Below are 23,044 nucleotides of genomic sequence, written 5' to 3' on the forward strand. Positions count from 1 at the left end.
TGGGGCCATGCGGTTGACGATTTTCTGGGAGCGGATGGCCGAGCACTTCGGGGCCGGCTACGCCGACTCCTTCGCGCGGGACCACGTCATGTCCGAGCTCGGCGGGCGCACCGTCCACGAGGCGCTGGAAGCCGGCTGGGAGGCCAAGGACGTGTGGCGCGCGGTGTGCGCCGCCGTCGGCGTGCCCGATTCGCTGCGCTGACGCCGGCTGCCGTTTGCCCGTACGCCCGGAGGGTGGGACAGACTGGGCGGCGTGGCAGCCACCGACGACACGACCGAGCGCACCGGGCCGCCGCCCGCGCGCACCGACGACGAGGCACGGCCCGCGGGCGGCGACCCTGCCCCGGGTCCGGCCGCCGGACCCGCGGCGGCGCCGGCCGCGACCGCGGCAGGGGCGGTCCGCGCGGCGGCCGCCGGCGAGCGCATGCCCCGCTGGCTGCCGCGCGCCGTCGTCCTCGTCCTGGCCCTGATCGCCTGCTACCGCCTCGGCAGCTGGGCCTTCCACCAGCTGATCGGGCTGCTGGTCAACATCCTGATCGCGTTCTTCCTCGCCCTCGCGATCGAGCCCGCGGTGTCCCGGATGGCCGCCCGCGGCATGCGCCGGGGGCTCGCCACCTTCCTGGTGTTCCTCGGGGTGCTCGTCGCCTCCGCAGGGTTCGTCGTCCTGCTCGGCTCGATGCTCGCCGGGCAGATCGTCGAGATGGTCGGGAGCTTCCCCCGCTACCTCGACTCGGTGATCGGCTCGATCAACGCGACCTTCCACACCGAGCTGTCCCGGCTCGCGATCCAGGACAGCCTGCTGCACTCGGACTGGCTGCAGAAGTACGTCCAGGACAGCGCGAGCGGCGTGCTCGACGTCTCCGCCACCGTCCTCGGAGGGCTGTTCCGCCTGCTGACGGTCGGCCTGTTCGCCTTCTACTTCGCCGCGGACGGGCCGCGCCTGCGGCGCGCCCTGTGCTCGGTGCTGCCGCCGGCGAAGCAGGCGGAGGTGCTGCGCGCCTGGGAGATCGCCGTCGCCAAGACGGGCGGCTACCTGTACTCGCGGGGTCTGATGGCCCTGGTGTCCGGGCTCGCGCACTACGTGCTGTTCGCGTTCCTGGGGGTGCCGTACGCGCCGGCGCTCGCGGTGTGGGTGGGGCTGGTCTCGCAGTTCATCCCCACCATCGGCACCTACCTGGCGGGCGCCCTGCCCATGCTGATCGCCTTCCCGGTCGATCCGCTGTACACGCTGTACGTCCTCGGCTTCGTGGTGGTCTACCAGCAGTTCGAGAACTACGTCCTCCAGCCGAAGCTGACCTCGCGGACGGTGGACATCCACCCGGCCGTGGCCTTCGGCTCGGTGATCGCGGGGACGGCCCTGCTGGGCGCGGTCGGGGCGCTGATCGCGATCCCGGCCGTCGCCACGCTGCAGGCCTTCCTCGGCGCGTACGTCAAGCGGTACGAGCTCACCGCGGACGCCGACGCGGGCGCCCCTACGCCTGGTCCGCGCCGCCGAGTACGGCTGCCAGGGCTTCGCTGACGGCCGCCTCGGTGGCGGCCTTGTCCAGGCCGGTGCCGGAGAGGACGCCCTCGCCGTGCTCGAGTTCGAGCAGGGCCAGCAGGACGTGCTCGGTGCCGACGTAGTCGTGACCGAGGCGCAGGGCCTCGCGGAACGTCAGTTCCAGGGCCTTCTTCGCGGAGGCGTCGAAGGGGATCAGCTCGGGCAGGGCGCCCTCGGCAGGCGCGGGCAGCGCGGCCTCGGCGGCGGAGCGGACGGCGTCCGGGGCGACGCCCTGGGCCTTCAGGGCGAGCATCGCGAGGCCCTCCTGGTCGGCGACCAGGCCGAGGACGAGGTGCTCGGTGCTGATCTCGGTGTTGCCGGCGGTGCGGGCCGCCTCCTGTGCGGCCACGACGACGTTGCGGGCGCGCGGGGTGAAGCGGCCGAAGCCCTGGGCGGTCTCGCCCGACCCGCCCTCCTTGTCGGCCTTGGGGACGAAGCGCTTCTGGGCGGCCTGGCGGGTGACGCCCATGCTGCGGCCGATGTCGGTCCAGGAGGCGCCGGAGCGGCGGGCCTGGTCCACGAAGTGGCCGATGAGGTGGTCGGCGACGTCGCCCAGGTGCTCGGCGGCGACGACCGCGTTGCTGAGCTGGTCGAGCGCGTCGGTGTGGGACTTCTTGATGACCTCGATCAGGTCGTCGAGGCGGACCGGGACGGTCGTGCGAACGGGTTCCTGAGAAGGGTTCGTCATGGGCGCAACCCTAGGTTGACAGTCGTTGAGTGTCAACCGTCGGTTGTCAGTCGGGCGGGGGTGCGGCTGTCCGGGGGAGGTCGGCGGAGGCCTTGAGGGGTCGGCTTGACAGGGAAATCGAACATCCATTCTGATGGGTTATCCACAGCCGAAACGGGCGTGGAAGCGGATTGTCAGTGGCACGCGTTAGCGTCAATGACGTGAAGCGATCGACTCAAGCAAACCGGGTGGAACCCATGGCAGGCACCGACCGCGAGAAGGCTCTCGACGCCGCCCTCGCGCAGATTGAACGGCAATTCGGCAAGGGTGCGGTCATGCGCCTGGGCGACCGGCCGAACGAGCCCATCGAGATCATCCCGACCGGGTCGACCGCTCTGGACATCGCCCTCGGCGTCGGCGGCCTGCCGCGCGGCCGCGTCGTCGAGATCTACGGCCCTGAGTCCTCCGGCAAGACGACCCTGACCCTGCACGCCGTGGCCAACGCGCAGAAGGCCGGCGGCACCGTCGCCTTCGTCGACGCGGAGCACGCCCTCGACCCCGAGTACGCCCGCGCCCTCGGCGTCGACACCGACAACCTGATCCTCTCCCAGCCGGACACCGGCGAGCAGGCCCTCGAAATCGTGGACATGCTCGTCCGCTCGGGCGCCCTCGACCTCATCGTCATCGACTCCGTCGCCGCGCTCGTGCCGCGTGCGGAGATCGAGGGCGAGATGGGCGACTCCCACGTGGGCCTCCAGGCCCGCCTGATGAGCCAGGCCCTCCGCAAGATCACCAGCGCGCTCAACCAGTCCAAGACGACCGCGATCTTCATCAACCAGCTCCGCGAGAAGATCGGCGTCATGTTCGGCTCCCCCGAGACCACCACCGGTGGCCGGGCGCTGAAGTTCTACGCCTCCGTGCGCATCGACATCCGGCGCATCGAGACCCTCAAGGACGGCACCGAGGCGGTCGGCAACCGGACCCGCTGCAAGATCGTCAAGAACAAGGTCGCGCCGCCGTTCAAGCAGGCCGAGTTCGACATCCTCTACGGCCAGGGCATCAGCCGCGAGGGCGGTCTGATCGACATGGGCGTGGAGCACGGCTTCATCCGCAAGGCCGGCGCCTGGTACACGTACGAGGGCGACCAGCTCGGCCAGGGCAAGGAGAACGCCCGCAACTTCCTGAAGGACAACCCCGACCTCGCCAACGAGATCGAGCGGAAGATCAAGGAGAAGCTCGGCGTCGGCGTCCGCAAGGGGGCCCAGCCCGCCGCGGAGGGCACCGCCGAGGAGACCGCCGCCGCTGCCGACGGCGACGCCAAGAACGTTCCCGCCCCCGCGTCGAAGGCGAAGACGGCCAAGGCCGCCGCCGCCAAGAGCTGACCCGGTGCGGGAACACGACGGGGACGGCGGCTCCGGCACGACGAGGGCCGAGCGGGAGCTGCCGCCCCAGAGTCCCGAAGAGCAGGCGCGGGCGATCTGCCTGCGCCTGCTCACCGGGATGCCGCGCACTCGGCGCCAGCTCGCGGACGCCCTGGCCAAGCGCGGCATCCCCGACGAGGCAGCCGAGGAGGTCCTCTCCCGCTTCGAGGAGGTGGGCCTCATCGACGACGCCGCGTTCGCCGGTGCCTGGGTCGAGTCCCGCCACCGCGGGCGGGGCCTCGCCCGCCGGGCCCTCGCGCAGGAGCTGCGCACCAAGGGCGTCGGCGCCGCCCTCGTCCAGGAGGCCCTCGGGCGGCTGGACTCCGAGCAGGAGGAGCAGACCGCTCGGGAGCTCGTCGAGCGCAGACTCCGCTCCACGCGCGGCCTCGACCGCGACAAGCGGATCCGGCGCCTGGCCGGGATGCTCGCCCGCAAGGGCTACCCGGAGGGCATGGCCCTGCGGGTGGTCCGCCGCGCCCTCGAAGCCGAGGGCGAGGACGGGGACCCCGGGCCCGGTGCGGGGTACCCGGAGGACTGACCGGGGCGCAGGGCCGGGGTGTCCGTCACGTGTCGGCGGGGCCGGTACCGGGGCCGGTGGTGGGATGGCCTTCGGAGCGCCAGGACTGGTAGCCGCCCGTCATGTCCGTGGCGCGGTGCAGGCCGAGGGCGTGCAGGGACGCCACCGCCAGGGACGAGGCGTAGCCCTCGTTGCAGAAGACGATCACCCGCAGGTCGTGGGAGACCGCCTCGGGGAGGCGGTGCGAGCCCTGCGGGTCCAGCCGCCACTCCAGCTCGTTCCGCTCGACGACGAGGGCGCCCGGGACCAGGCCGTCGCGTTCGCGCAGGGCCTGGTAGCGGATGTCCACCAGGACGGCGCCGCCCGCCGTGGACTCCTCGTACGCCTGGGCAGGCGAGACCCGCTCGTAGGTGCCGCGGACCCGCTCCAGAAGGGCGTCGATGCCGGTCGGCCCCGACTCCGCGCCGCCGCTCACTGCCATTCCTCGGGGCGCTCCACCTGCTCCAGCGCCAGGATCGGGCCGTTCCGGCTGAACCTGCGGATCAGTGGCAGTGGCGGGTGGTAGACGTGCACCGAGACCGCGTGCTCCTCCGCGGACGTGTTGAGCACCTCGTGGACGTGGTGCTTGCCGAAGGCGCGGCCCGTACCCGCCTCCAGGGTCCGGCTGCGGTCGACGCCCGGCGCGAGTTCCAGGCTGCGCCAGCCCTCGGAGGGGAGGCGGGCGGCGAGCGAGTGCTCGGTGAGGGAGCCCCGGGCGGTGGCGAACGCGCCCCGCGACTCGGCGTGGTCGTGCCAGCCGGTCCCCGAGCCGGGCGGCCAGCCGATCAGCCAGGCCTCACTGCCGCCCGGCCCGTCCAGCCGGATCCAGGTGCGTTCGTACGGATCGAGGGGCAGGGCGGCGACGGTGGCCGTGTCGGCGGTGGTGCGCAGGGCGAAGTCGAGGAGCTCGGCGGCCGTCACGGCCGGGGTGGCGGCGGGGGCGGGGCGTGCAGGGGCGTGCGCGGGCAGGGCCGCGGTGGCAGACATGGGGATGACCGTCCTGGAGGTTCGCGGAAGGTCGCGCCGGAGCGCGCGGGAAGGAAGGCGAATCAGCAGGAGCGGCGACACACGCAGCCCGCGTAGCGGACCAGGTCCATGTGGACCCTCCGCCACAGGCGTACGTCGTCGCTGCCGGTCATGGCGGCGAGTCAAGCACGGCGACCGCGCGGCGGTCAATCGATCACGGCGGAGGGCGTGGTGGACGGGGTGCGGTCCGGCGCGGCGGGGGCGCCCATGCGCACGGCGTCCGCCGCCTCGTACAGCTCGGCCGGCCGCACGCCCGCGAAGGTCGCGGCGAGGTGGCCGTCGGGCCGGACCAGCAGCACGGTGTGGGCCGGCGCCCCCGGGTAGCCGTCGGCGACGAGCAGGTCGGCCCGCACCGGAAGGGCGCTCACCGCCGCGGCGAGCCGCGGCATCAGCCCGGCGCCGAGCCAGTGCCGCCGGTCCCAGACACCCGTGCCGGGGGCGACGAGCACCACCAGCAGCCTGCCCCGGCCGAGCATGTCGCGCAGCGGGACGGTCGACCCGTCGGGGGCCGACACGGGGACGTTCGCGACGGCGCCGCCCGGCTCGGTCGCCGTGGGGACCTCGCGCACCGCCACCGGCGGGGCGTACGCGGGCAGCGCGCCGAGCGGGCCGCGGCCCAGGTGGCCGTCGGTGAGGAGGGCTTCGCCGCCGCGGGCGGAACCCGGCAGCAGCGTCCGCAGCCCGCCGCCCCCGCGCAGCGCGGGCACGGCCTGGTCGGCGGCCCGCAGCCGGGCGGCGACCGCGGTGCGCCGCTCGTCCTCGTAGCTGTCCAGCAGCGACTCCGACGCGCCGTGGTGCCAGGCCAGCGCCAGCTTCCAGGCGAGGTTCTCGGCGTCCCGGAGCCCTTCCTCGACGCCCTGCGTGCCGAGGGCGCCCAGCAGGTGCGCGGCGTCTCCCGCGAGGAAGGCGCGTCGCTCCCGCCAGCGGATGGCGAGCCGGTGGTGCAGCGTGTGCACGCCGGTGTCGAGGAGGTCGTACGGGGGAGTGGTGCCGTCGCACCAGGAGGCCATCGTGTCCCGGATCAGCGTCACCAGGGCGTCGGGGGTGACGAGTTCGCCGCGGGCCGGAAGCAGCCAGTCGAGGCGCCACACCCCGTCGGGCAGCGGCCGGGCCGTGGTCTCGTGGGGCGGGTCGCGGTGCAGGAGGGCCTCGCCCGGCCAGGGCAGCTCGGTGCGCAGCGCGGCCACGGCGTGCCGCTCGACGGCGGTGCGGCCCGGGAAGCGGATGCCGAGGAGCTTGCGGACGGTCGAGCGCGCCCCGTCGCAGCCGACGAGGTGGCTGCCCCGCCACCAGGTGGTCTCCGCGCCGCGGGTGTGCGCGGTGACGCCGCGGTCGTCCTGCTCCAGGGCGTCGAGCTTGCTCTCCATGACCAGGTTGACCAGCGGATGTGCCGCGGCGGCGCCGCGCAGCCCGCGGGTGAGGGCGTGCTGGGGCACGTGCAGCGGAGCCGGCTCGTCGTCGAAGGTGATCCGGCCGGTGTCGCGGCCGCGCCGCCGCGTGCGCCAGGCCGCGTACGACGCGCCCTCGTCGCGCAGGGGCGTACAGCCCAGGCGGCGCACCATGGCGGCGGTGTCGGAGTGGAGTACGACCGTCCGGGCAGGGCGGGGGAGGTCCTTGCCGGGCCCCTCGTCGAGCACGACGGACGGCACGCCCTGGCCGGCCAGGGCGAGGGACAGGGCCAGCCCGACCGGCCCGGCACCGACGACGATCACCGGGTCCACGAGGCGGCTCCCGATGTCCGGTATGTGATCACACAACGTATGCAACCCACTGGAGGTGCCTGCGTCAAGTGACACCCTCCCCGGTCATGCGTGTGGTGCGGCGGATGGGATCCGCCGCACCACACGTGCCACGCCTGTTCACTGACCGGGTGTCAGGAATCCGGCGCCGGGCCGGCGCCGTCCCTCCCGTGTCAGGGGGCCTTGCCCACGCCGGCCGCGCCGCCCGCGTCGACCTCGGCCACGTCGCCCTCGACGACCGCGCCGGTGCCCTTCTTCGACTGCCGCAGCCGGCGCTCGAGGAAGGAGGCGAGGGCGGTGAGCGCGAAGTTCACCGCGATGTAGATGAGGGCGATCACGACCATCGTCGCGATGGTGTTGCTGTAGTTGGCGGAGATCTGCCGGTTCATCGACATCAGGTCCGCGAAACCGAGGACGGCGCCGCCGAGCGCGGTGTCCTTCAGGATCACGACCAGCTGGCTGACCAGCGCCGGCAGCATCGCCGTGACGGCCTGCGGGACCAGGACGTAGAACATCATCTGGCCCTTGCGCATGCCGATCGCCTTGGCGGCGTCCGTCTGGCCGCGCGGCAGCGACAGGATGCCGGCCCGGACGATCTCGGCGATGACCGAGGCGTTGTACAGGACGAGGCCGGTGACCACCGCGTACAGCGGACGCAGGTCCGAGCTGACGGTGCCGAGCATGACGTACAGCGCCGAGCTGAAGATCATCAGCATCAGGACCGGGATGGCGCGGAAGAACTCCACGACCGTGCCGATCGGGACGCGCACCCACGCATGGTCCGAGAGCCGGCCGATGCCCAGCAGCGCACCCAGCGGCAGGGCTATCACCATGGCGATCAGGCCGGCCTTCAGCGTCTCGCCGAGCCCGGGGAGGAGGAAGGTCGTCCAGATCTGGCTGTCGGTGACGAAGGGGAGCCACTTGTCGGCGTCGAGCTGGTTCTGCTGCGCCATGCGGTCGAGGATCCACCACAAGGCCAGGGCGACCACCACCGCGAAGACGCCCGTGTAGATCCAGTTGCGCACCTTGGCCTTGGGGCCCGGGGTGTCGTACAGAACGGAGCTCATCGCTTCACCGCCACTCGCTTGGCCACCCAGCCCAGCAGCAGGCCGGTGGGCAGGGTCAGCAGGACGAAGCCGAGAGCGAAGACCGCGAAGACCGCGAAGAGCGCGTCCGCCTCGTTCTCCAGCATTTCCTTCATCAGCAGGGCCGCTTCGGCCACACCGATGGTTGCCGCCACCGTCGTGTTCTTGGTGAGGGCGATCAGTACGTTGGTGAGCGGCGCGATGACCGCCCGGAAGGCCTGGGGGAGCACGATCAGGGTGAGCACCTGGAAGAAGTTCAGCCCCAGCGCACGCGCGGCCTCAGCCTGCCCCACCGGCACCGTGTTGATACCGGAGCGCAGTGCCTCGCAGACGAACGTGCCGGTGTAGGCGATCAGACCCAGGACCGCGAGGCGGAAGCCGATCTCCTTGAAGTCCTCGCCGCCGAGCGTGATCTTCAGCGTCTGGTTGAGGCCCAGCGAGCATCCGATGATCAGCAGGGTCAGCGGCGTATTGCGCACGACGTTCACGTACGCGGTGCCGAAGGACCGCATGATCGGAACCGGGCTGACCCGCATTCCGGCCAGCATGGTTCCCCAGACAAGGGATCCGACGGCTGAATAGAGGGTGAGCTGAACCGTCACCCAGAAGGCTCCGAGCACGTCGTATTGCCCGGAAGTAAGAAAGTCGAACACGTTGCCCTGCGCTCTCCCCAGGATGGCCGGTGAGCCGCGCCGCCGCCCGCGAGGAGCGGGCGGCGGCGCGCCTCACCGAAGAATCAGCTGCCTTCGGTGATCTGCGGGGCCGGCTCGGCCTTGTAGCCGGCGGGGCCGAGGTTCGCGTCCACCGCCTTCTGCCAGGAGCCGTCCTCGACCATCTTCTTCAGCGCGGCGTTGACCTTGGTCTGGAGCTCCTTGTCGCCCTTCTTCAGACCGATGCCGTAGGGCTCGTCGCTGAGCTTCAGGCCGACCAGCTTGAACTTGCCCTTGTTCTTCTCCTGCGCGGCGAAGCCGGCGAGGATCGAGTTGTCCGTGGTCAGGGCATCGACGGTCTTGTTCTCCAGGCCCGTGAGGCACTCGGAGTAGCCGCCCTGCTCGAGCAGGTTCGCGTCAGGCGCCAGCTTGGTCTTGACGTTCTGCGCGGAGGTCGAACCGGTGACGGAGCAGAGGTTCTTCTTGTTGAGGTCCTCGGCCTTGGTGATCGAGGTGTCGTCCGCGCGGACCAGCAGGTCCTGGTGGGCCAGGAAGTAGGGGCCCGCGAAGTCGACCTTCGCCTTGCGCTTGTCGTTGATCGTGTACGTCGCGACCACGAGCTTGACGTCGCCGTTCGAGATCAGGTTCTCGCGCTCGGCGCTGACGGCCTGCTTGAACTCGATCTGGTCGGGCTGGTAGCCCAGCTCCTTGGCCACGTAGGTGGCGACGTCGACGTCGAAGCCCGTGAACTTGCCGTCGGGCGTCTTCAGGCCCAGACCCGGCTGGTCGAACTTGATGCCGATGACGATCTTGTCCTTGCCGCCGCCGGCGGTCCCGCCGTCGCCGGCCGAGCCGCTGCCGCCGCCGCACGCGGTCGCGGTCAGGGAGAGGACGACGGCCACGGCTGCGGCCGCGCCGGCCTTGAAGAGCTTCATGGTGAACTTCCCTCGGATGAGACGTTGTTGGACGGCGAGCGGCGACGGGGGCCGCCGGGCCGCCACGGGATCAGTACCAGACGGAGCCGTCAGTGGTGCAGGATCTTCGAAAGGAAGTCCTTGGCGCGGTCACTGCGCGGGTTGCTGAAGAACTGCTCGGGCTGGGCCTCTTCGACGATCTTGCCGTCGGCCATGAAGACGACCCGGTTGGCCGCGGAGCGGGCGAAGCCCATCTCGTGCGTGACGACGACCATCGTCATGCCCTCGGCGGCGAGCTGCTGCATGACCTCCAGCACCTCGTTGATCATCTCCGGGTCGAGGGCCGACGTCGGCTCGTCGAAGAGGATCACCTTCGGGTCCATGGCCAGCGCACGGGCGATCGCCACGCGCTGCTGCTGGCCGCCCGAGAGCTGTGCCGGGTACTTGTCGGCCTGTGTTCCGACGCCCACCCGGTCCAGCAGGGCCTGAGCCTTCTTCGCCGCCGTGGCCTGGTCCGTCTTGCGGACCTTCATCTGGCCCAGCATCACGTTCTGCAGCACCGTCTTGTGCGCGAAGAGGTTGAAGGACTGGAAGACCATGCCGACGTCGGCACGCAGCCGGGCCAGCTCCCGCCCCTCCGAGGGCAGTTCCTTGCCGTCGATCGTGATCGTGCCGGAGTCGATCGTCTCCAGCCGGTTGATCGTCCGGCACAGCGTCGACTTGCCCGATCCCGAAGGACCGATCACCACGACGACCTCACCGCGGGCAATGCTGAGATTGACGTCCTGAAGCACGTGCAGCGCGCCGAAGTGCTTGTTGACGTTGCTCAGTACGACCAGGTCGTCAGCGGCTTCGGCCGCACCCTCCGCGTCCTTGGTCACTGATACTCCGCTCATCGGCTTCTTGCTCCGTCCTCCTCGGTTGGGAGGACAGTAGTGATGCCGTCCTCACACCGTCACCACATCTGAGGGAGAATTGAGGATAACGATACGGCCTCGCCCCGATACGCTCCGTACGCGCCGCGGCGCCCTCCGCTCCGAGGCCCGTACCGGGTGCATAACGGAAGCCGCGCGGGACCGGAACCCCCTTGACGCGGGGGCGCTCATCAGCGTGGATGCTCTGTGGCCCTGACCGCAGACCAAGATCGACAGGACGCCAGGAAAGGGGGACGCCCGTGAGGCTGCTGCTCGTGGAGGACGACGACCACGTCGCCGCCGCCCTGTCCGCGATCCTCGCGCGGCACGGCTTCCAGGTGACGCACGCCCGCAACGGCGAGGAGGCCCTCCAGGCCCTGCTGCCCGCCGGGGCGCCGCCCTTCGGCGTGGTGCTCCTCGATCTCGGGCTGCCCGACCAGGACGGGTACGAGGTCTGCGGCAAGATCCGCAAGCGCACCTCGACCCCCGTGATCATGGTCACCGCCCGCTCCGACGTGCGCTCCCGCATCCACGGCCTCAACATGGGCGCCGACGACTACGTCGTCAAGCCCTACGACACCGGCGAGCTCCTCGCCCGCATCCACGCCGTCGCCCGGCGTACCGGCGCGGCGGAGGAGGCCGCCGCCTCCCCGGCCGCGGCGGGAGTCCCGGGCGCCGTCCGCGTCGGGCCCGTCAGCATCGAGCTGCCGACCCGCCGCGTCAGCGTCGACGGCACCGATGTGCCGCTCACCCGCAAGGAGTTCGACCTGCTGGCCCTGCTCGCGCAGCGGCCCGGCGTCGTCTTCCGCCGCGAACAGATCATCAGCGAGGTGTGGCGCACGAGCTGGGAGGGGACGGGGCGCACCCTGGAGGTGCACGTGGCGTCGCTGCGCTCCAAGCTGCGCATGCCCGCCCTGATCGAGACCGTCCGCGGGGTGGGCTACCGGCTCGTCCCCCCGGCCGCCCCCTAGGCGGGCCCCGGCGTGCGCGCCCGGCTGCTCCCGCTGCTCGTCGTCCTCATGGCGGGCGTCCTGCTCGCCCTCGGCTTCCCGCTGGCCGTGAGCCTGGCCGCCGGCCAGCAGCAGCGGGTCATCGTCGACCGGATCGACGACAGCGCCCGCTTCTCCGCGCTCGCCCAGTTCGTCTTCGACGCCGAGGCCTCCGGCAGCACGGGCGCGGCCGACCGCCGCGAGACCCTCCAGCAGGAACTGGCCCGCTACCAGGAGCTGTACGGCATCCGGGTGGGGATCTTCTACCGTGACGACAACGCCATGGTCCGGGCGCCCGGCTGGTGGCAGCTGCCGGAGGAGGGCGAGGGGCGGGAGGCCTTCACGGAGGCCCTCGCCGGGCGGCGCAGCCACGATCCGCCGCAGGTGTGGCCCTGGCAGACGCAGGCCAAACTCCTCGTCGCCTCGCCGGTCGTCCTCGACGGCGACGTCGTCGCGGTCGTCGTCACCGAGTCGCCGACCGACCAGCTGCGGGCCCGCATCCTCAGCGGCTGGCTGATCATCGCCGCGGGGCTCGCCGCGGCGATGCTCCTGGCGTTCGGCGCGGCGCTCCAGCTGACCCGCTGGGTGCTCAAGCCCGTCCGCACCCTCGACGCGGCCGCCCACGGCATCGCCACCGGGCGGATGAACTCGCGGGTGGCGGCCTCGGGCGGCCCGCCGGAACTCCGGCGGCTGGCCCGCTCGTTCAACGAGATGGCCGACAACGTCGAGGAGGTCCTGGAGCAGCAGCGGGCGTTCGTCGCCGACGCCTCCCACCAGCTGCGCAACCCGCTCGCGGCGCTGCTCCTGCGGATCGAGCTGCTCGCCCTCGAACTGCCCGAGGGCAACGAGGAGATCGCGTCCGTGCGCGCCGAGGGCAAGCGGCTGGCCCAGGTACTGGACGACCTGCTGGACCTGGCCCTCGCCGAGCACGCCTCGGCCGAGCTCAGCCTGACCGACATCGGTGCGCTGACGGGTGAGCGGGTCGCCGCCTGGAGGCCGTACGCCGAGGAGAAGGGCGTACGCCTCCGGGAGGCGGGGCGGTCCGCCGTCACCGGGTGGGCCGACCCCATCGCCCTGTCCAGCGCGCTCGACGCAGTGATCGACAACGCCCTGAAGTTCACCCCCGCCGGCGAGGAAGTGGAGGTCTCGGTCGCCGCGGACGGGGCGTTCGTCCACGTCGTCGTCGCCGACCGGGGGCCCGGCCTGACCGAGGAGGAACTGCTCCGCATCGGCGACCGGTTCTGGCGCAGCGGGCGCCACCAGAACGTCAAGGGCTCCGGGCTCGGCCTGTCGATCTCCCGGGCGCTGCTCACCGCGGGCGGCGGCTCCCTCTCCTACGAGACGAACCGGCCGCACGGCCTCCGCGTGACCGTCGCCGTGCCGCGCAGCGCCCCGCACGGCGGCTGACCCCGGCCGGGCGGCCTCCGCCCTGCCGGGGCGGCCCGGTCAGCCGGGCCACGCGAGCGCCGTGCGCGCCGGGGCGGAGGCCGCGTACAGCTCGTCCACGGCCCGCACCTCGAAGGCCGCCGCCCGCTCCCGGCCCGCCCGGACGACCTCCGGCAGGTACAGCGCGGTGCCGCAGGTGCCGCCGAGGAAGGTGCGGCCGCCGCCCGGGAGCAGCCGGTGCAGCTCGTAGTGGCGGACCGGTCCGGCGGCCCGCCGCCACGACAGGCGCAGCCGGGCCGCGCCGTCGCGCACGGCCGCGGCGTCCACGCGCAGGGTGTGCGGGGCACCCGGGCGCCGGCCGGCCGTGTCGTCGCGCACCGATACGGCGCCGACCCGCCACGCCACCGCCGTGCGGCCGAGTGCCGTGACCCGTACGGCCAGCCCGTACGCGGTCCGGCCCGCCAGGCGCGACAGCCCCACCCGCGCCGTGCGCCACCCGGCCCCCGGCCGTGCCCCGCCCGCCGCGATCCAGGTGTACGGGACCGGCCCGCCCGGGGACCGCGGCTCGCGGACCGCGACGCCGACCTCGACCGACACCGGCGCCGAGCCGGGCTCGGCACGGTGCACCAGCTCCAGCACGCCCACCGCCGGCAGCACGAACCGGGTGCCGTGCAGCCCGACGGCCGCGGGCGCGGTGAGCGGGCCCGCCACGAGGAGGCTGGAGCCGCCGCGCCAGGCCGCGGCGAAGTCCAAAACCACCTCGGGCCGCGGCCCGGCCGTGTCCACGACCCAGCGCCGGCCCGGCAGCCGGTCCTGGAGCCCGAGGTGGCTCCACGGCGCGTCGGACACGGCCCGCCCGGCCTCGTACCAGCGCTCGCCGTGGCCGGTGTTGAAGGAGCAGGCGAACGGCAGCGCACCGACCGTCGAGCGGTCCGCGACGACCGTGGCGGGCGCCCGCCAGCCGCGCTCGGGCGCCGGGCGGGCCGGGTCCGCCGACTCGCCCGTCCAGAACCGGTCGTCGGCGCGGTGGAAGGCGCCGGGGGAGCGGTCCGCGAGGTGGTTGCGCGTCCACTCCGGCCGGTAGAAGCCGATGCCGGACACGTGCTCGCGGTCGCGCGGCACGATCGCGTCCCAGTCGACCGGCGCGTCCCAGCCGCGGGCCTCCGTGTCGACCGCCGCCCACAGTTCGCGGCGGCTGCGGCCGAGCCGCTCCGCGAGCGCGCCCGACTCGGCGAGGCTGCGGCGGCTCCAGCGGAAGTCGACGAAGAAGCCGTCCGAGACGGGCCCCGCGCGGTCCTCGAAGAACTCCTGGTTCAGGTGGTTCAGCGCGCCCTGCCAGCCCACCCGCCCGGTGCCGTTCATCGCGTCGTACCAGGTGGTCCGCAGCCCGTGCGGGGCGCCGGCCGCGCGCAGGGCGCGCAGGAAGCGGCGCATCCGGCCGGCGAGCAGGCTGTCCCCGCCGTCGGTCTCGGCGTTGACGAACCAGCCGTCGAAGCCGTAGGCGGCGGCCACCTCGGCCAGCTTCTGCGCGAGCGGGAAGCGTCCCGCGGCGTCCTGCTGCACCAGGTCCCGCGTCCACTGCAGGTCGCCGCCGTACGCGACGGGCGGGAGGAAGACGTTCCCGAGGACGCGGACGCCGTTGCGGTGCGCGGCGTCGACGACGGGCGCGGTCGGGGCGAGGACGGTGCCCTCGCCGGCGGAGCCGCCCCAGAACACCAGCTCGTCGATGTAGGCCCAGTGCGTCAGGGCGTAGGTGTCGCAGGTCGGGGAGCCCTGCGCGGGGTTTCCGGCGGTCGGCCCGAAGGAGACGAGCGAGGCGATCCGGGCCTGCCCGGCGCGGGCGCCGGGGTGGACGGGCACCGGGGTGAAGCGCTCCGCGAGCGGCACGGAGGCGGTGTTGTACGCCAGGTCCGGATCGGACTCGGGGGTCCACTCCTTCAGCGAGCGCCACACGATGCCGGGGCCGGGGGAGCCCGGCGGGAGGGAGTCCGGGAACCAGTAGGAGGCGTACGGGGCGAGGTCCCCCGGGCCGCCGGACGCGGAGGCGGGCACCGGCGGGGGCGCGGCCGCGTGCGGGGTGGCTGCTCCCTGCGCCGCGTGCGCCGCGTGCGCCGCGTGCGCCCGGCCCGTCACGCCGAGCAGCGCGGCGGCCCCGGCCCCGGCGCCGGCGGCGATCAGCCAGCGCCGGGCGGGGCGCGGGCCGGCGGCACGGGCGGCCGGGGAGGGGAGCGGGGGCCGGGAGGGCGTACGAGGGTGGGCGCTGTCGTCGGCCTCGGACATGCGGGCTCCTCGGAGTGGGGTCAGGTGTCGGATCTCGGACGCCGTACGACGTCCCGTACGCGCAGCACCTCGGTGATGCCGCGCGCGGACAGGTGGGCGGGGTCCTCGGCCGCCTCCGCGAGGACCACCGCGGGGCGGACCCCGTCGGCGGCGAGCGCTGCCCAGGCCTCGAAGAACGCCCCGCCGGGCGCGCACGCCGCGCGGCCCGGCGCGGCCGGACCCCCGCCGGCGTCCAGGACCAGCGCGGTGAACCGCACGGGCGGGCGGTGCGGCCGGCCGCGCCACTGCGCGGCGATGCGGGCGACCTCCGCCGCGGCCGGCTTGGGGCGCCGGTCGTTGGCCAGCAGCCCGAGCCCGTACTCCAGCTCGGGGAAGTCGGCGAGCTCCCGGGACACGTCGTGCGAGCACCACCAGGTGACGCCCCACAGGTCCGGGCAGTCCAGGACGGCGGAGAGCGTCGCCGCGGTGAAGGCGGCCGCGTGCTCCGGCGGGATCAGCGGCGTCGGCGCCCCGACCTCCTGGAGCCACACCGGGCGGTGCGGGTCCGCGGCCCACGCCTTGGACAGCTCGACCAGGTACGCGGCGTGCTGCTCGGTGGCTGCGCCGGTGCGGCCGTGCCGCTGCGCCGTCCCGTTGAACACCCAGGAGTGCACGGCGGTGGCCGCACCCAGGCGGGCCGCATGGGCCGGGATGAAGGGGTGCCCGTCCCGGAACCAGACGGCGTCGTACTCGGCGTGCAGGTGGAGCCGGCCCGGCGCGCCGCGCTCGCAGGCGGCGAGCATCCGCTCCAGCCAGCGGCCGGCCTCCCCGGGGGTGACCGGGTCCGGGTCGGGGTGCGGAGGGCCGGAGAACTGGTTGACCTCGTTGCCGACCGTCATGCCGAGGAAATTGGGCCGGTCGGCGAGGGCGGCGGCGAGGGTGCGCAGGTACTCCTCCTGCCCGGCGACCACCTCCGGATCGCGGAAGATGTTCCTCCGGTGCCAGGTGGCGGTCCAGGACGGCAGGAAGTCGAAGCTCGACAGGTGCCCCTGCAGGCCGTCGACGTTGACGTCGAGGCCGCGCTCGGCGGCCGCGTCCACGAGGGCGGCGAGCTGCTCGACGGCGCGCGGCCGGATCAGCGTCCGGTTCGGCTGGAACACTGGCCACAGCGGGAAGACCCGTACGTGGTCCAGGCCCAGAGCGGCGATCGAGTCCAGGTCGGCCGCGACCTCGTCCTCGTCGAAGTCGAGCCAGTGGTGGAACCAGCCGCGCGACGGCGTGTAGTTGGCGCCGAACCGGAGGGTCCGGGCCGGTGCTCGGGCGGGCGGTGGCGGTGGCGGGGTGGCGGCGGTGCCGTCGTGCATGAGGGGTCCCGAAGGCTCGGCGTCGTTCTCCGGACGCCGACCAACGTGCCGCGCGGGGGAGCGGATGGCAACGACGCGGATTCCGCCACCGGCGCGGCTCCGACCCCGCGGGACCGCGGGTCCGGCGCCGGCCGCATACTGGGACCGACCCCGTCCAGGAGCCGCCGTGACGACTTCCCGCCCCGCCTTCCCCGCGCCCGGCACCGCCGACCCGGGCGACGGCGCCACCGTGGCGATCGACATCGGCGGAACGAAGATCGCCGGCGCGCTCGTCGGGCCCGATGGGACGATCGCGTGCGCCACCCGCCGCCCCACCCCGCGCGGCGCGGCCGGCGACGGCGACGCGGTGTTCGCGGCCGTCGCCGAGGTCGTCGCCGAGCTGGCCCGCTCCCCGCTGTGGCCGGGCGCCGTGCGCTGCGGCATCGGCAGCGCCGGCCCCGTCGACTCCTCGCGCGGCACGGTCAGCCCGGTCAACATCGGCGCCTGGCGCGACTTCCCCGTCCGCGCCCGGGTCGAGGCCGAACTGGCCCGCCACGGCGCGCCCCTGCCGACCGTGCTCGTCGGGGACGGCGTCGCGATGACCGCGGCCGAGCACTGGCTGGGCGCCGCGCGCGGGCGTGCCAACGCGCTGTGCATGGTCGTCTCCACCGGCGTCGGCGGCGGCCTGGTCCTCGACAACCGGCTCCACCCCGGTCCCACCGGCAACGCCGGCCACATCGGGCACATCAGCGTCGCCTTCGACGGCGAGCGGTGCGTCTGCGGCGGCCGCGGCTGCGTGGAATCCCTCGCCTCCGGCACGGCCATCGCCCGGTGGGCCCTCGCCCAGGGCTGGGTGCCCGACCGCGACGCCTCGGCGGCCGGGGTCGCCGAGGCCGCCGCAGCCGGGGACCCCCTCGCCCTCGCCGCCTTCGACCGGGCGGGCCGCGCCCTGGCCGCCGCCATCGCCGCCTGCGCCACCCTCGCCGAGACCGACCTCGCCGTCATCGGCGGCGGTGTCGCGGCCGCCGGCGACGTCCTGTTCGGGCCGGTCCGGGCCCACCTCGCCGACTACGCCGCGCTGTCCTTCACCGGCGGCCTGGAGGTCGTACCGGCCGCCCTGGGCACGGACGCCGGGCTGATCGGCGCGGCCGCCGCCGCGATGATGCTGCTGCCGGCGGCCTGACGCGCCGGACAGGCCCTACGGCTTCACGGAGCGGTAGTAGCGCTGCGCGCCCTCGTGCAGGTCCAGCGGGTCGGTGTAGATCGCCGTCCGCAGGTCCACCAGCTGCGCCGCATGCACCTGGCGTCCGATCCCGTCCCGGCTGTTGATCACGGTGCGGGTGAACTGCTCGGTCAGCTCCGGATCCGCCTCCTCCGTCGTGACCAGCAGGTTCGGCACGGCCAGCGTCGCCACCGCCGAGGTGTTGCGCGCCCGCGCGTACGCGTCCTGCGGCATCACCGCCGACCGGTAGTAGCGCGCCGGGCTCCCGCTGCCCTGGAGGTCCTCCACCAGGTCGCCGAGCTGCACGAGCCGGATGTCGAAGCGCTCCGACAGCTCCTTCACGGCGTTCGTCGGCAGGCCGCCGGACCAGAAGAACGCGTCGATGCGCCCGGCCTCCAGCTCCGCCGGCATGGTGTCGATGCCGATCGACACCGCCTTGACGTCGCGCGCCGGGTCCAGCTTGGCCGCCGTCAGCAGCCGCTCCGAGATCAGCCGCACCCCGGAGCCCGGCTGCCCGATCGCGACCCGCTTGCCGCGCAGGTCCCGCGCCGACTGCACCGGCGACCCGGCCGGCACCACGAGCTGCACGTAGTCGTCGTAGAGCCGCGCGCACCCGCGCAGCTCGTCCGCGCCGCGCTTGCCGTCCGCCCGGTACTTGGCGACCGCGTCCGCCGTCGCGATGGTGAAGTCCGCCTCCCCGGACGCCAGCCGCTGCAGGTTCTCCTGCGAGCCCTCGCTGGTCTCCAGCCGGACCTCCACGCCGGGCATGTCCTGGGCCAGCGCCCCGTCGAGCAGCTGCCCGTACCGGTGGTAGACGCCGGTGTGGACGCCCGTGCTCAAGGTCAGGTCGCCCTTCAGCTCCGGCTCGGAGAACGGCCGCAGCCACCACAGCAGCGTCCCGAGCACGGTGAGCACGGCCACCGCCCCCCACAGGACGGTGCGCCTGCCGAAACGGGGCGGAACGAGAACCATGGCCGCGATCCTGCCACCGACGCGCCGAGCTGTCACGGCCCGGCCCCCTCCCCGGGCGGGCGGAGGCCGCCCCGGCACCGCCTACCCTTGTTGCATGACCAGCAGCAGCGACCGGAGCACGGCAGTGGACGTCAAGGGAACATACGAGGTGCGCACCTACGGGTGCCAGATGAACGTGCACGACTCCGAGCGGCTCTCCGGTCTGCTGGAGGAAGCCGGCTACACCCGGGCCCCCGAGGGCTCCGACGGTGACGCCGACGTCGTCGTGTTCAACACCTGCGCCGTCCGAGAGAACGCCGACAACAAGCTGTACGGCAACCTCGGCCGGCTCGCCCCGATGAAGACGCGGCGCCCCGGCATGCAGATCGCCGTCGGCGGCTGCCTCGCGCAGAAGGACCGCGACACCATCGTCAAGAAGGCGCCCTGGGTCGACGTGGTCTTCGGCACCCACAACATCGGCAAGCTGCCCGTCCTGCTGGAGCGCGCCCGCGTGCAGGAGGAGGCGCAGATCGAGATCGCCGAGTCCCTGGAGGCCTTCCCCTCCACGCTGCCGACCCGCCGCGAGTCCGCGTACGCCGCGTGGGTCTCCATCTCCGTCGGCTGCAACAACACCTGCACCTTCTGCATCGTTCCGGCGCTGCGCGGCAAGGAGGAGGACCGCCGCCCGGGCGACATCCTCGCCGAAGTCGAGGCGCTCGTCGCCGAGGGCGTCAGCGAGATCACCCTCCTCGGCCAGAACGTCAACGCCTACGGCTCCGACCTCGGCGACCGCGAGGCCTTCAGCAAGCTGCTGCGGGCCTGCGGGCAGATCGAGGGCCTGGAGCGGGTCCGCTTCACCTCGCCGCACCCGCGCGACTTCACCGACGACGTGATCGCCGCGATGGCCGAGACGCCGAACGTGATGCCGCAGCTGCACATGCCGCTCCAGTCCGGCTCGGACCCGATCCTGAAGGCGATGCGCCGCTCGTACCGCCAGGAGCGCTTCCTCGGCATCATCGAGAAGGTCCGCGCGGCCATCCCGCACGCCGCGATCTCCACCGACATCATCGTCGGCTTCCCCGGCGAGACCGAGGAGGACTTCCAGCAGACGATGCACGTCGTCCGCGAGGCCCGCTTCGCCAGCGCCTTCACCTTCCAGTACTCCAAGCGGCCCGGCACCCCGGCGGCCGACATGGACGGCCAGATCCCCAAGGAGGTCGTCCAGGACCGGTACATGCGCCTGGTGGCCCTCCAGGAGGAGATCTCCTGGGAGGAGAACAAGAAGCAGGTCGGCCGCACCCTGGAGGTCATGGTCGCGGAGGGCGAGGGCCGCAAGGACGGCGCCACGCATCGCCTCTCCGGCCGCGCCCCCGACAACCGCCTGGTCCACTTCACCAAGCCGGACGAGGAGGTCCGCCCCGGCGACGTGGTCACCGTCGAGATCACCTACGCCGCCCCGCACCACCTGCTCGCCGAAGGCGCGGCGAAGGGCGTTCGGCGCACCCGCGCCGGCGACGCCTGGGAGAAGCGCAACGCCGCCCCGGCGCAGCCGCAGGGCGTCATGCTCGGCATCCCGACGCTGGGGGTGCCGGCTCCGCTTCCCGCGTCCGCCCCGGGCTGCGGCATCAGCGGCTGACCGGCCCGCGGTACCCCCGGGCCGCCCGCGGCCGCCGCGCGGAGCCGGGCCGGGGCCGGGCCCTGGCGGTCCGGGCGACGGCCCGGCGCCGTGCCGGGGCCGTGCCGGGGCCGGGCCGGCTGCCCGGCCCCGGCTTCGGGCCCGGCGGCGTCGGCGGTCCTGGTACCGGGCCGTGGCCGCGCCCGGTGAATCTTCTCCGCCGCGGCACTAGGCTGCGGATCATGCTCGTAGCCGCCGCCGTCTGCCCCGCCCCGCCCCTCCTCGTGCCCGAGGTCGCCGCCGGGGCCGCTGCCGAACTCGGGGCCGCCCGTACCGCCTGCTCCGACGCCCTCGCGGTGCTCGCCGCCTCCCGGCCCGACCTGCTCGTCGTCGTGGGAGCCGCCGCCGAGGACGCCGCCGGGACCTACCCCGAGGGCAGCCCGGGCAGCTTCCGCCCGTTCGGCGTCGCCGCCGACGTACGGCTCGGCTCCGGCGGGGAACCGGAGGCGGCCGTGCCGGGGCAGCCGCTGCCCGCCCCGCTCGCCGTCGGGGCGTGGCTGCTCGCCCGTGCCCGCTGGGGCGCCGCTCCCCTCGAAGGCCTCGCCGTCGCCGAGACGCTGGAGACCGCCGACTGCCTCGCCGCCGGCCGCGGGCTCGCCGCCCGCGCCGACCGCGTCGCCCTCCTCGTCATGGGCGACGGCAGCGCCTGCCGGACGCTGAAGGCGCCCGGCTACCTCGACGAACGCGCCGCCGGCTTCGACGCCGCCGCGGCCCGCGCGCTCGCCGACGCCGACCCGGCCGCCCTCGCCGCCCTCGACGCGGGCCTCGCCCGCGAGCTCCTCGCCGCCGGCCGCGCCCCCTGGCAGGTCCTGGCGGGCGCCGCCGAGGGCGCCGGCCTGGCCGGGCGGCTGCTGTACGAGGACGCCCCGTACGGGGTCGGCTACTTCGTCGCCGCCTGGTCCTGACAGGACGGCCCCCGCGCCCGTACGCGCCCGGTGCCGGACGCGGCGAAGGGGCGCGGGCCCGCAACCGGGCCCGCGCCCCTTCCGCGACCGCCTCAGGAGGAGGCGGGCGGCACTGTCGGCCCGCCGCCCGGCTCCTCCCGGTGCGCGATCCTGCCCAGGGCTTCCTTCGCCCTGCCCGTTCCGGACGTGATCCTGTCGCTGTACTTGCCGTGGGTCTTCGCGTCCACCACTTCGGCGACCTTCTCCAGGCCCGCGCCGATCCTGCCCTCGTGCTGCTGCACGAGGCCGCCGGCCTTCTCCTTCGCCGGAGCGAGCCTGGCCTTCAGATTGTCCAACAGGCCCATGGTGACCTTCCTGTCGCCGTGCCTACTTCAGGGCGCCCTCACCGGCCCCGCTGTCCGCGGCCTCCCGGGCCGACTGCTGCTTCGGGATGTCGGCGGCCTCCGCCTCCGGAGCCTCCGCCGACTCCGCCTCGCCGCCGGAACCGGCGGCCGCAGCGGCCGCCTCGGACTCCGCCGTCACGTCCGCCGCTGCGGCCGGCTCGGCCGCGGCTTCGCCCTTCCGGCGGAAAAACCGACTGAAAACGCCCATGTCTACTCCCTTAACGCTACTCGTGCGAGTGAAGTTCCCCCCGGCCCCGCCGCGCCTGCGCCGGGCGCGCGCCCGGCGGAACCACGACAGGGCAACGACCCCGCCCGCCCGCCGTCACGTAACTCGATCGGGTACGCGCCGGAGGGTTTGCGAGACTGGGGCAGTGAGTAATGCAGCCCCCGCCCCGCGGGTCATCGCCGTCGTCGGCCCCACCGCGGCCGGAAAGTCCGACCTGGGCGTGGCCCTCGCCCGCCACTTCGACGGCGAGGTCGTCAACGCCGACTCCATGCAGCTGTACCGGGGGATGGACATCGGCACCGCCAAGCTGACGACCGGCGAGCGCGGCGGCGTCCCCCACCACCTCCTCGACGTCTGGGACGTCACCGAGACGGCCAGCGTCGCCGAGTACCAACGCCTGGCCCGCGCCGAGATCGACGCCCTGCTCGCCCGCGGCCGCACGCCCGTCGTCGTCGGCGGATCCGGCCTGTACGTGCGCGGCGCCCTCGACGTCATGGAGTTCCCCGGCACCGACCCCGAGGTGCGCGCCCGGCTGGAGGAGGAGCTGGAGCGCAGCGGCCCCGGCGCCCTGCACGCCCGCCTCGCCGCCGCCGACCCCGAGGCCGCGCAGGCGATCCTGCCCGGCAACGGCCGCCGCATCGTCCGCGCCCTGGAGGTCATCGAGATCACCGGGAAGCCCTTCACCGCGAACCTGCCCGGCCACGAGTCCTTCTACGAGACCGTGCAGATCGGCGTCGACGTGGCCCGGCCGGAGCTCGACGAGCGGATCACGCAGCGCGTCGACCGCATGTGGGAGGCCGGACTCGTCGACGAGGTCCGCGCGCTGGAGGCCCGCGGCCTGCGCGAGGGCGTCACCGCCTCCCGCGCCCTGGGCTACCAGCAGGTCCTCGCGGCCCTCGCCGGCGAGTGCACCGAGGACGAGGCCCGCGCCGAGACGGTCCGCGCCACCAAGCGGTTCGCCCGCCGGCAGGACTCCTGGTTCCGCCGCGACCCGCGGGTCCACTGGCTCAGCGGCGCCGCCGCCGACCGGCGGGAACTCCCCCGACTCGCGCAGTCGTTGGTCGAACGGGCGATTACAGCCTGATCACGTGATGGCATCGGGACGCCCCGCGCGTCCGTTCGGGGCCCCCGGCCGTGCCATCATCAAATTCCGCGGGTGTGGTCACCGGCGGTGAACGGCAGCGTGCGAAGTC

24 protein-coding genes are annotated in these 23,044 nt (G+C 73.9%); 10 read left to right on the forward strand and 14 right to left on the reverse strand.

Translation table 11 applies throughout. From position 1 onward, the window contains the following. Nucleotides 1–7 precede the first annotated feature (7 nt). Both IE170_RS21490 and IE170_RS21495 read left to right on the forward strand, forming a co-directional pair. Nucleotides 8–202: a DUF3046 domain-containing protein gene (locus IE170_RS21490; protein WP_189811070.1), complete on the forward strand. Its 195-nt coding sequence runs from the start codon at nucleotides 8–10 to the stop codon at nucleotides 200–202. A 222-nt stretch (nucleotides 203–424) separates the two neighbouring features. Further along, complete coding sequence (locus tag IE170_RS21495) at nucleotides 425–1,519, forward strand: AI-2E family transporter (protein WP_189811191.1); 1,095 nt, start codon at nucleotides 425–427, stop codon at nucleotides 1,517–1,519. Here the strand turns inward: IE170_RS21495 and IE170_RS21500 are convergent. Further along, the gene (locus tag IE170_RS21500; protein WP_189811071.1) at nucleotides 1,473–2,228 is read right to left on the reverse strand and encodes a Clp protease N-terminal domain-containing protein; all 756 of its coding nucleotides are present in this window, start codon (nucleotides 2,226–2,228) and stop codon (nucleotides 1,473–1,475) included. The two genes, IE170_RS21495 and IE170_RS21500, sit on opposite strands and share 47 nt — an antisense overlap. A gap of 236 nt (nucleotides 2,229–2,464) precedes the next feature. Here IE170_RS21500 and recA point away from each other — a divergent pair, with 236 nt between their 5' ends. Together recA and recX are read left to right on the forward strand one after the other, a co-directional pair. Further along, nucleotides 2,465–3,589, forward strand: a complete 1,125-nt coding sequence (recA, locus tag IE170_RS21505) for a recombinase RecA (protein ID WP_189811072.1) — start codon at nucleotides 2,465–2,467, stop codon at nucleotides 3,587–3,589. A gap of 4 nt (nucleotides 3,590–3,593) precedes the next feature. Continuing rightward, nucleotides 3,594–4,166 carry a recombination regulator RecX gene (gene recX / locus IE170_RS21510; protein ID WP_189811073.1) on the forward strand — a complete coding sequence of 191 codons (573 nt, stop codon included), beginning with the start codon at nucleotides 3,594–3,596 and terminating at the stop codon, nucleotides 4,164–4,166. Between the two features lie 25 nt (nucleotides 4,167–4,191). On the opposite strand, the gene IE170_RS21515 is transcribed toward recX, so the two are convergent. The 8 genes from IE170_RS21515 to IE170_RS21545 all read right to left on the reverse strand — a co-directional run bounded on the left by IE170_RS21515 (nucleotide 4,192) and on the right by IE170_RS21545 (nucleotide 10,494). Then, nucleotides 4,192–4,626 carry a rhodanese-like domain-containing protein gene (locus IE170_RS21515; protein WP_189811074.1) on the reverse strand — a complete coding sequence of 145 codons (435 nt, stop codon included), beginning with the start codon at nucleotides 4,624–4,626 and terminating at the stop codon, nucleotides 4,192–4,194. Then, nucleotides 4,617–5,171, reverse strand: a complete 555-nt coding sequence (locus IE170_RS21520; protein ID WP_189811075.1) for a cupin domain-containing protein — start codon at nucleotides 5,169–5,171, stop codon at nucleotides 4,617–4,619. The genes IE170_RS21515 and IE170_RS21520 overlap by 10 nt, the downstream gene beginning before the upstream one ends. A gap of 62 nt (nucleotides 5,172–5,233) precedes the next feature. After that, nucleotides 5,234–5,323, reverse strand: coding sequence for a putative leader peptide (locus IE170_RS33510; protein WP_312845902.1), 90 nt, complete (start codon nucleotides 5,321–5,323; stop codon nucleotides 5,234–5,236). 33 nt (nucleotides 5,324–5,356) lie between these two features. Beyond that, nucleotides 5,357–6,931, reverse strand: coding sequence for an FAD-dependent monooxygenase (locus tag IE170_RS21525; RefSeq protein WP_189811076.1), 1,575 nt, complete (start codon nucleotides 6,929–6,931; stop codon nucleotides 5,357–5,359). A gap of 191 nt (nucleotides 6,932–7,122) precedes the next feature. Then, nucleotides 7,123–8,016 carry an amino acid ABC transporter permease gene (locus tag IE170_RS21530; RefSeq protein ID WP_189811077.1) on the reverse strand — a complete coding sequence of 298 codons (894 nt, stop codon included), beginning with the start codon at nucleotides 8,014–8,016 and terminating at the stop codon, nucleotides 7,123–7,125. Continuing rightward, nucleotides 8,013–8,687 (reverse strand): amino acid ABC transporter permease, encoded by a 675-nt coding sequence (locus IE170_RS21535; RefSeq protein ID WP_189811078.1) that lies wholly within the window; start codon nucleotides 8,685–8,687, stop codon nucleotides 8,013–8,015. The genes IE170_RS21530 and IE170_RS21535 overlap by 4 nt, the downstream gene beginning before the upstream one ends. 83 nt (nucleotides 8,688–8,770) lie before the next feature. Beyond that, on the reverse strand, nucleotides 8,771–9,619 hold the full coding sequence (locus IE170_RS21540) for a glutamate ABC transporter substrate-binding protein (protein ID WP_189811079.1): 849 nt from the start codon (nucleotides 9,617–9,619) through the stop codon (nucleotides 8,771–8,773). Between the two features lie 89 nt (nucleotides 9,620–9,708). After that, nucleotides 9,709–10,494: an amino acid ABC transporter ATP-binding protein gene (locus IE170_RS21545; protein ID WP_189811080.1), complete on the reverse strand. Its 786-nt coding sequence runs from the start codon at nucleotides 10,492–10,494 to the stop codon at nucleotides 9,709–9,711. A gap of 278 nt (nucleotides 10,495–10,772) precedes the next feature. On the opposite strand from IE170_RS21545, the gene IE170_RS21550 reads away from it, so the two are divergent. Together IE170_RS21550 and IE170_RS21555 are read left to right on the forward strand one after the other, a co-directional pair. Next, on the forward strand, nucleotides 10,773–11,483 hold the full coding sequence (locus IE170_RS21550) for a response regulator transcription factor (RefSeq protein ID WP_189811081.1): 711 nt from the start codon (nucleotides 10,773–10,775) through the stop codon (nucleotides 11,481–11,483). A 12-nt stretch (nucleotides 11,484–11,495) separates the two neighbouring features. Continuing rightward, nucleotides 11,496–12,908, forward strand: coding sequence for a sensor histidine kinase (locus tag IE170_RS21555; RefSeq protein WP_189811082.1), 1,413 nt, complete (start codon nucleotides 11,496–11,498; stop codon nucleotides 12,906–12,908). A 39-nt stretch (nucleotides 12,909–12,947) separates the two neighbouring features. Here IE170_RS21555 and IE170_RS21560 read toward each other — a convergent pair whose 3' ends face one another. After that, nucleotides 12,948–15,167 (reverse strand): endo-beta-N-acetylglucosaminidase, encoded by a 2,220-nt coding sequence (locus tag IE170_RS21560; RefSeq protein ID WP_189811083.1) that lies wholly within the window; start codon nucleotides 15,165–15,167, stop codon nucleotides 12,948–12,950. A gap of 20 nt (nucleotides 15,168–15,187) precedes the next feature. Next, entirely contained in the window at nucleotides 15,188–16,510 is a 1,323-nt protein-coding gene (locus IE170_RS21565; protein ID WP_189811084.1) for a glycoside hydrolase 5 family protein, read from the reverse strand. Between the two features lie 166 nt (nucleotides 16,511–16,676). Between IE170_RS21565 and IE170_RS21570 the strand changes: the two genes are divergently transcribed. Then, nucleotides 16,677–17,672 (forward strand): ROK family protein, encoded by a 996-nt coding sequence (locus IE170_RS21570; RefSeq protein WP_373299032.1) that lies wholly within the window; start codon nucleotides 16,677–16,679, stop codon nucleotides 17,670–17,672. Nucleotides 17,673–17,687: 15 nt separating this feature from the next. Here the strand turns inward: IE170_RS21570 and IE170_RS21575 are convergent, their stop codons facing one another. Then, on the reverse strand, nucleotides 17,688–18,683 hold the full coding sequence (locus IE170_RS21575; RefSeq protein ID WP_189811086.1) for a TAXI family TRAP transporter solute-binding subunit: 996 nt from the start codon (nucleotides 18,681–18,683) through the stop codon (nucleotides 17,688–17,690). Between the two features lie 94 nt (nucleotides 18,684–18,777). Between IE170_RS21575 and miaB the strand changes: the two genes are divergently transcribed. Together miaB and IE170_RS21585 are read left to right on the forward strand one after the other, a co-directional pair. Beyond that, nucleotides 18,778–20,298: a tRNA (N6-isopentenyl adenosine(37)-C2)-methylthiotransferase MiaB gene (miaB, locus tag IE170_RS21580; RefSeq protein ID WP_189811087.1), complete on the forward strand. Its 1,521-nt coding sequence runs from the start codon at nucleotides 18,778–18,780 to the stop codon at nucleotides 20,296–20,298. A 221-nt stretch (nucleotides 20,299–20,519) separates the two neighbouring features. Next, nucleotides 20,520–21,242 carry a class III extradiol ring-cleavage dioxygenase family protein gene (locus IE170_RS21585; RefSeq protein WP_189811088.1) on the forward strand — a complete coding sequence of 241 codons (723 nt, stop codon included), beginning with the start codon at nucleotides 20,520–20,522 and terminating at the stop codon, nucleotides 21,240–21,242. Between the two features lie 92 nt (nucleotides 21,243–21,334). Here the strand turns inward: IE170_RS21585 and IE170_RS21590 are convergent, their stop codons facing one another. Further along, nucleotides 21,335–21,586, reverse strand: coding sequence for an antitoxin (locus IE170_RS21590; RefSeq protein WP_189811089.1), 252 nt, complete (start codon nucleotides 21,584–21,586; stop codon nucleotides 21,335–21,337). A 22-nt stretch (nucleotides 21,587–21,608) separates the two neighbouring features. After that, complete coding sequence (locus tag IE170_RS21595) at nucleotides 21,609–21,833, reverse strand: hypothetical protein (RefSeq protein ID WP_189811090.1); 225 nt, start codon at nucleotides 21,831–21,833, stop codon at nucleotides 21,609–21,611. 163 nt (nucleotides 21,834–21,996) lie between these two features. Between IE170_RS21595 and miaA the strand changes: the two genes are divergently transcribed. Then, nucleotides 21,997–22,935 carry a tRNA (adenosine(37)-N6)-dimethylallyltransferase MiaA gene (gene miaA, locus IE170_RS21600; protein WP_189811091.1) on the forward strand — a complete coding sequence of 313 codons (939 nt, stop codon included), beginning with the start codon at nucleotides 21,997–21,999 and terminating at the stop codon, nucleotides 22,933–22,935. Nucleotides 22,936–23,044: the final 109 nt, after the last annotated feature.

Origin of the sequence: Streptomyces toxytricini (genome assembly GCF_014649915.1) — a bacterium.
Classification (GTDB): domain Bacteria; phylum Actinomycetota; class Actinomycetes; order Streptomycetales; family Streptomycetaceae; genus Streptomyces; species Streptomyces toxytricini.

Bases quoted from the DNA above. Each gene is read 5' to 3' on its own strand.
- IE170_RS21490 (WP_189811070.1), top strand. From the start codon at position 8: ATGCGGTTGACGATTTTCTGGGAGCGGATGGCCGAGCACTTCGGGGCC.
- IE170_RS21495 (WP_189811191.1), top strand. From the start codon at position 425: ATGCCCCGCTGGCTGCCGCGCGCCGTCGTCCTCGTCCTGGCCCTGATC.
- IE170_RS21500 (WP_189811071.1), bottom strand. From the start codon at position 2,228: ATGACGAACCCTTCTCAGGAACCCGTTCGCACGACCGTCCCGGTCCGC.
- recA (WP_189811072.1), top strand. From the start codon at position 2,465: ATGGCAGGCACCGACCGCGAGAAGGCTCTCGACGCCGCCCTCGCGCAG.
- IE170_RS21515 (WP_189811074.1), bottom strand. From the start codon at position 4,626: ATGGCAGTGAGCGGCGGCGCGGAGTCGGGGCCGACCGGCATCGACGCC.
- IE170_RS21520 (WP_189811075.1), bottom strand. From the start codon at position 5,171: ATGTCTGCCACCGCGGCCCTGCCCGCGCACGCCCCTGCACGCCCCGCC.
- IE170_RS33510 (WP_312845902.1), bottom strand. From the start codon at position 5,323: ATGACCGGCAGCGACGACGTACGCCTGTGGCGGAGGGTCCACATGGAC.
- IE170_RS21530 (WP_189811077.1), bottom strand. From the start codon at position 8,016: ATGAGCTCCGTTCTGTACGACACCCCGGGCCCCAAGGCCAAGGTGCGC.
- IE170_RS21540 (WP_189811079.1), bottom strand. From the start codon at position 9,619: ATGAAGCTCTTCAAGGCCGGCGCGGCCGCAGCCGTGGCCGTCGTCCTC.
- IE170_RS21545 (WP_189811080.1), bottom strand. From the start codon at position 10,494: ATGAGCGGAGTATCAGTGACCAAGGACGCGGAGGGTGCGGCCGAAGCC.
- IE170_RS21560 (WP_189811083.1), bottom strand. From the start codon at position 15,167: ATGTCCGAGGCCGACGACAGCGCCCACCCTCGTACGCCCTCCCGGCCC.
- IE170_RS21565 (WP_189811084.1), bottom strand. From the start codon at position 16,510: ATGCACGACGGCACCGCCGCCACCCCGCCACCGCCACCGCCCGCCCGA.
- IE170_RS21575 (WP_189811086.1), bottom strand. From the start codon at position 18,683: ATGGTTCTCGTTCCGCCCCGTTTCGGCAGGCGCACCGTCCTGTGGGGG.
- miaB (WP_189811087.1), top strand. From the start codon at position 18,778: ATGACCAGCAGCAGCGACCGGAGCACGGCAGTGGACGTCAAGGGAACA.
- IE170_RS21585 (WP_189811088.1), top strand. From the start codon at position 20,520: ATGCTCGTAGCCGCCGCCGTCTGCCCCGCCCCGCCCCTCCTCGTGCCC.
- IE170_RS21590 (WP_189811089.1), bottom strand. From the start codon at position 21,586: ATGGGCCTGTTGGACAATCTGAAGGCCAGGCTCGCTCCGGCGAAGGAG.
- IE170_RS21595 (WP_189811090.1), bottom strand. From the start codon at position 21,833: ATGGGCGTTTTCAGTCGGTTTTTCCGCCGGAAGGGCGAAGCCGCGGCC.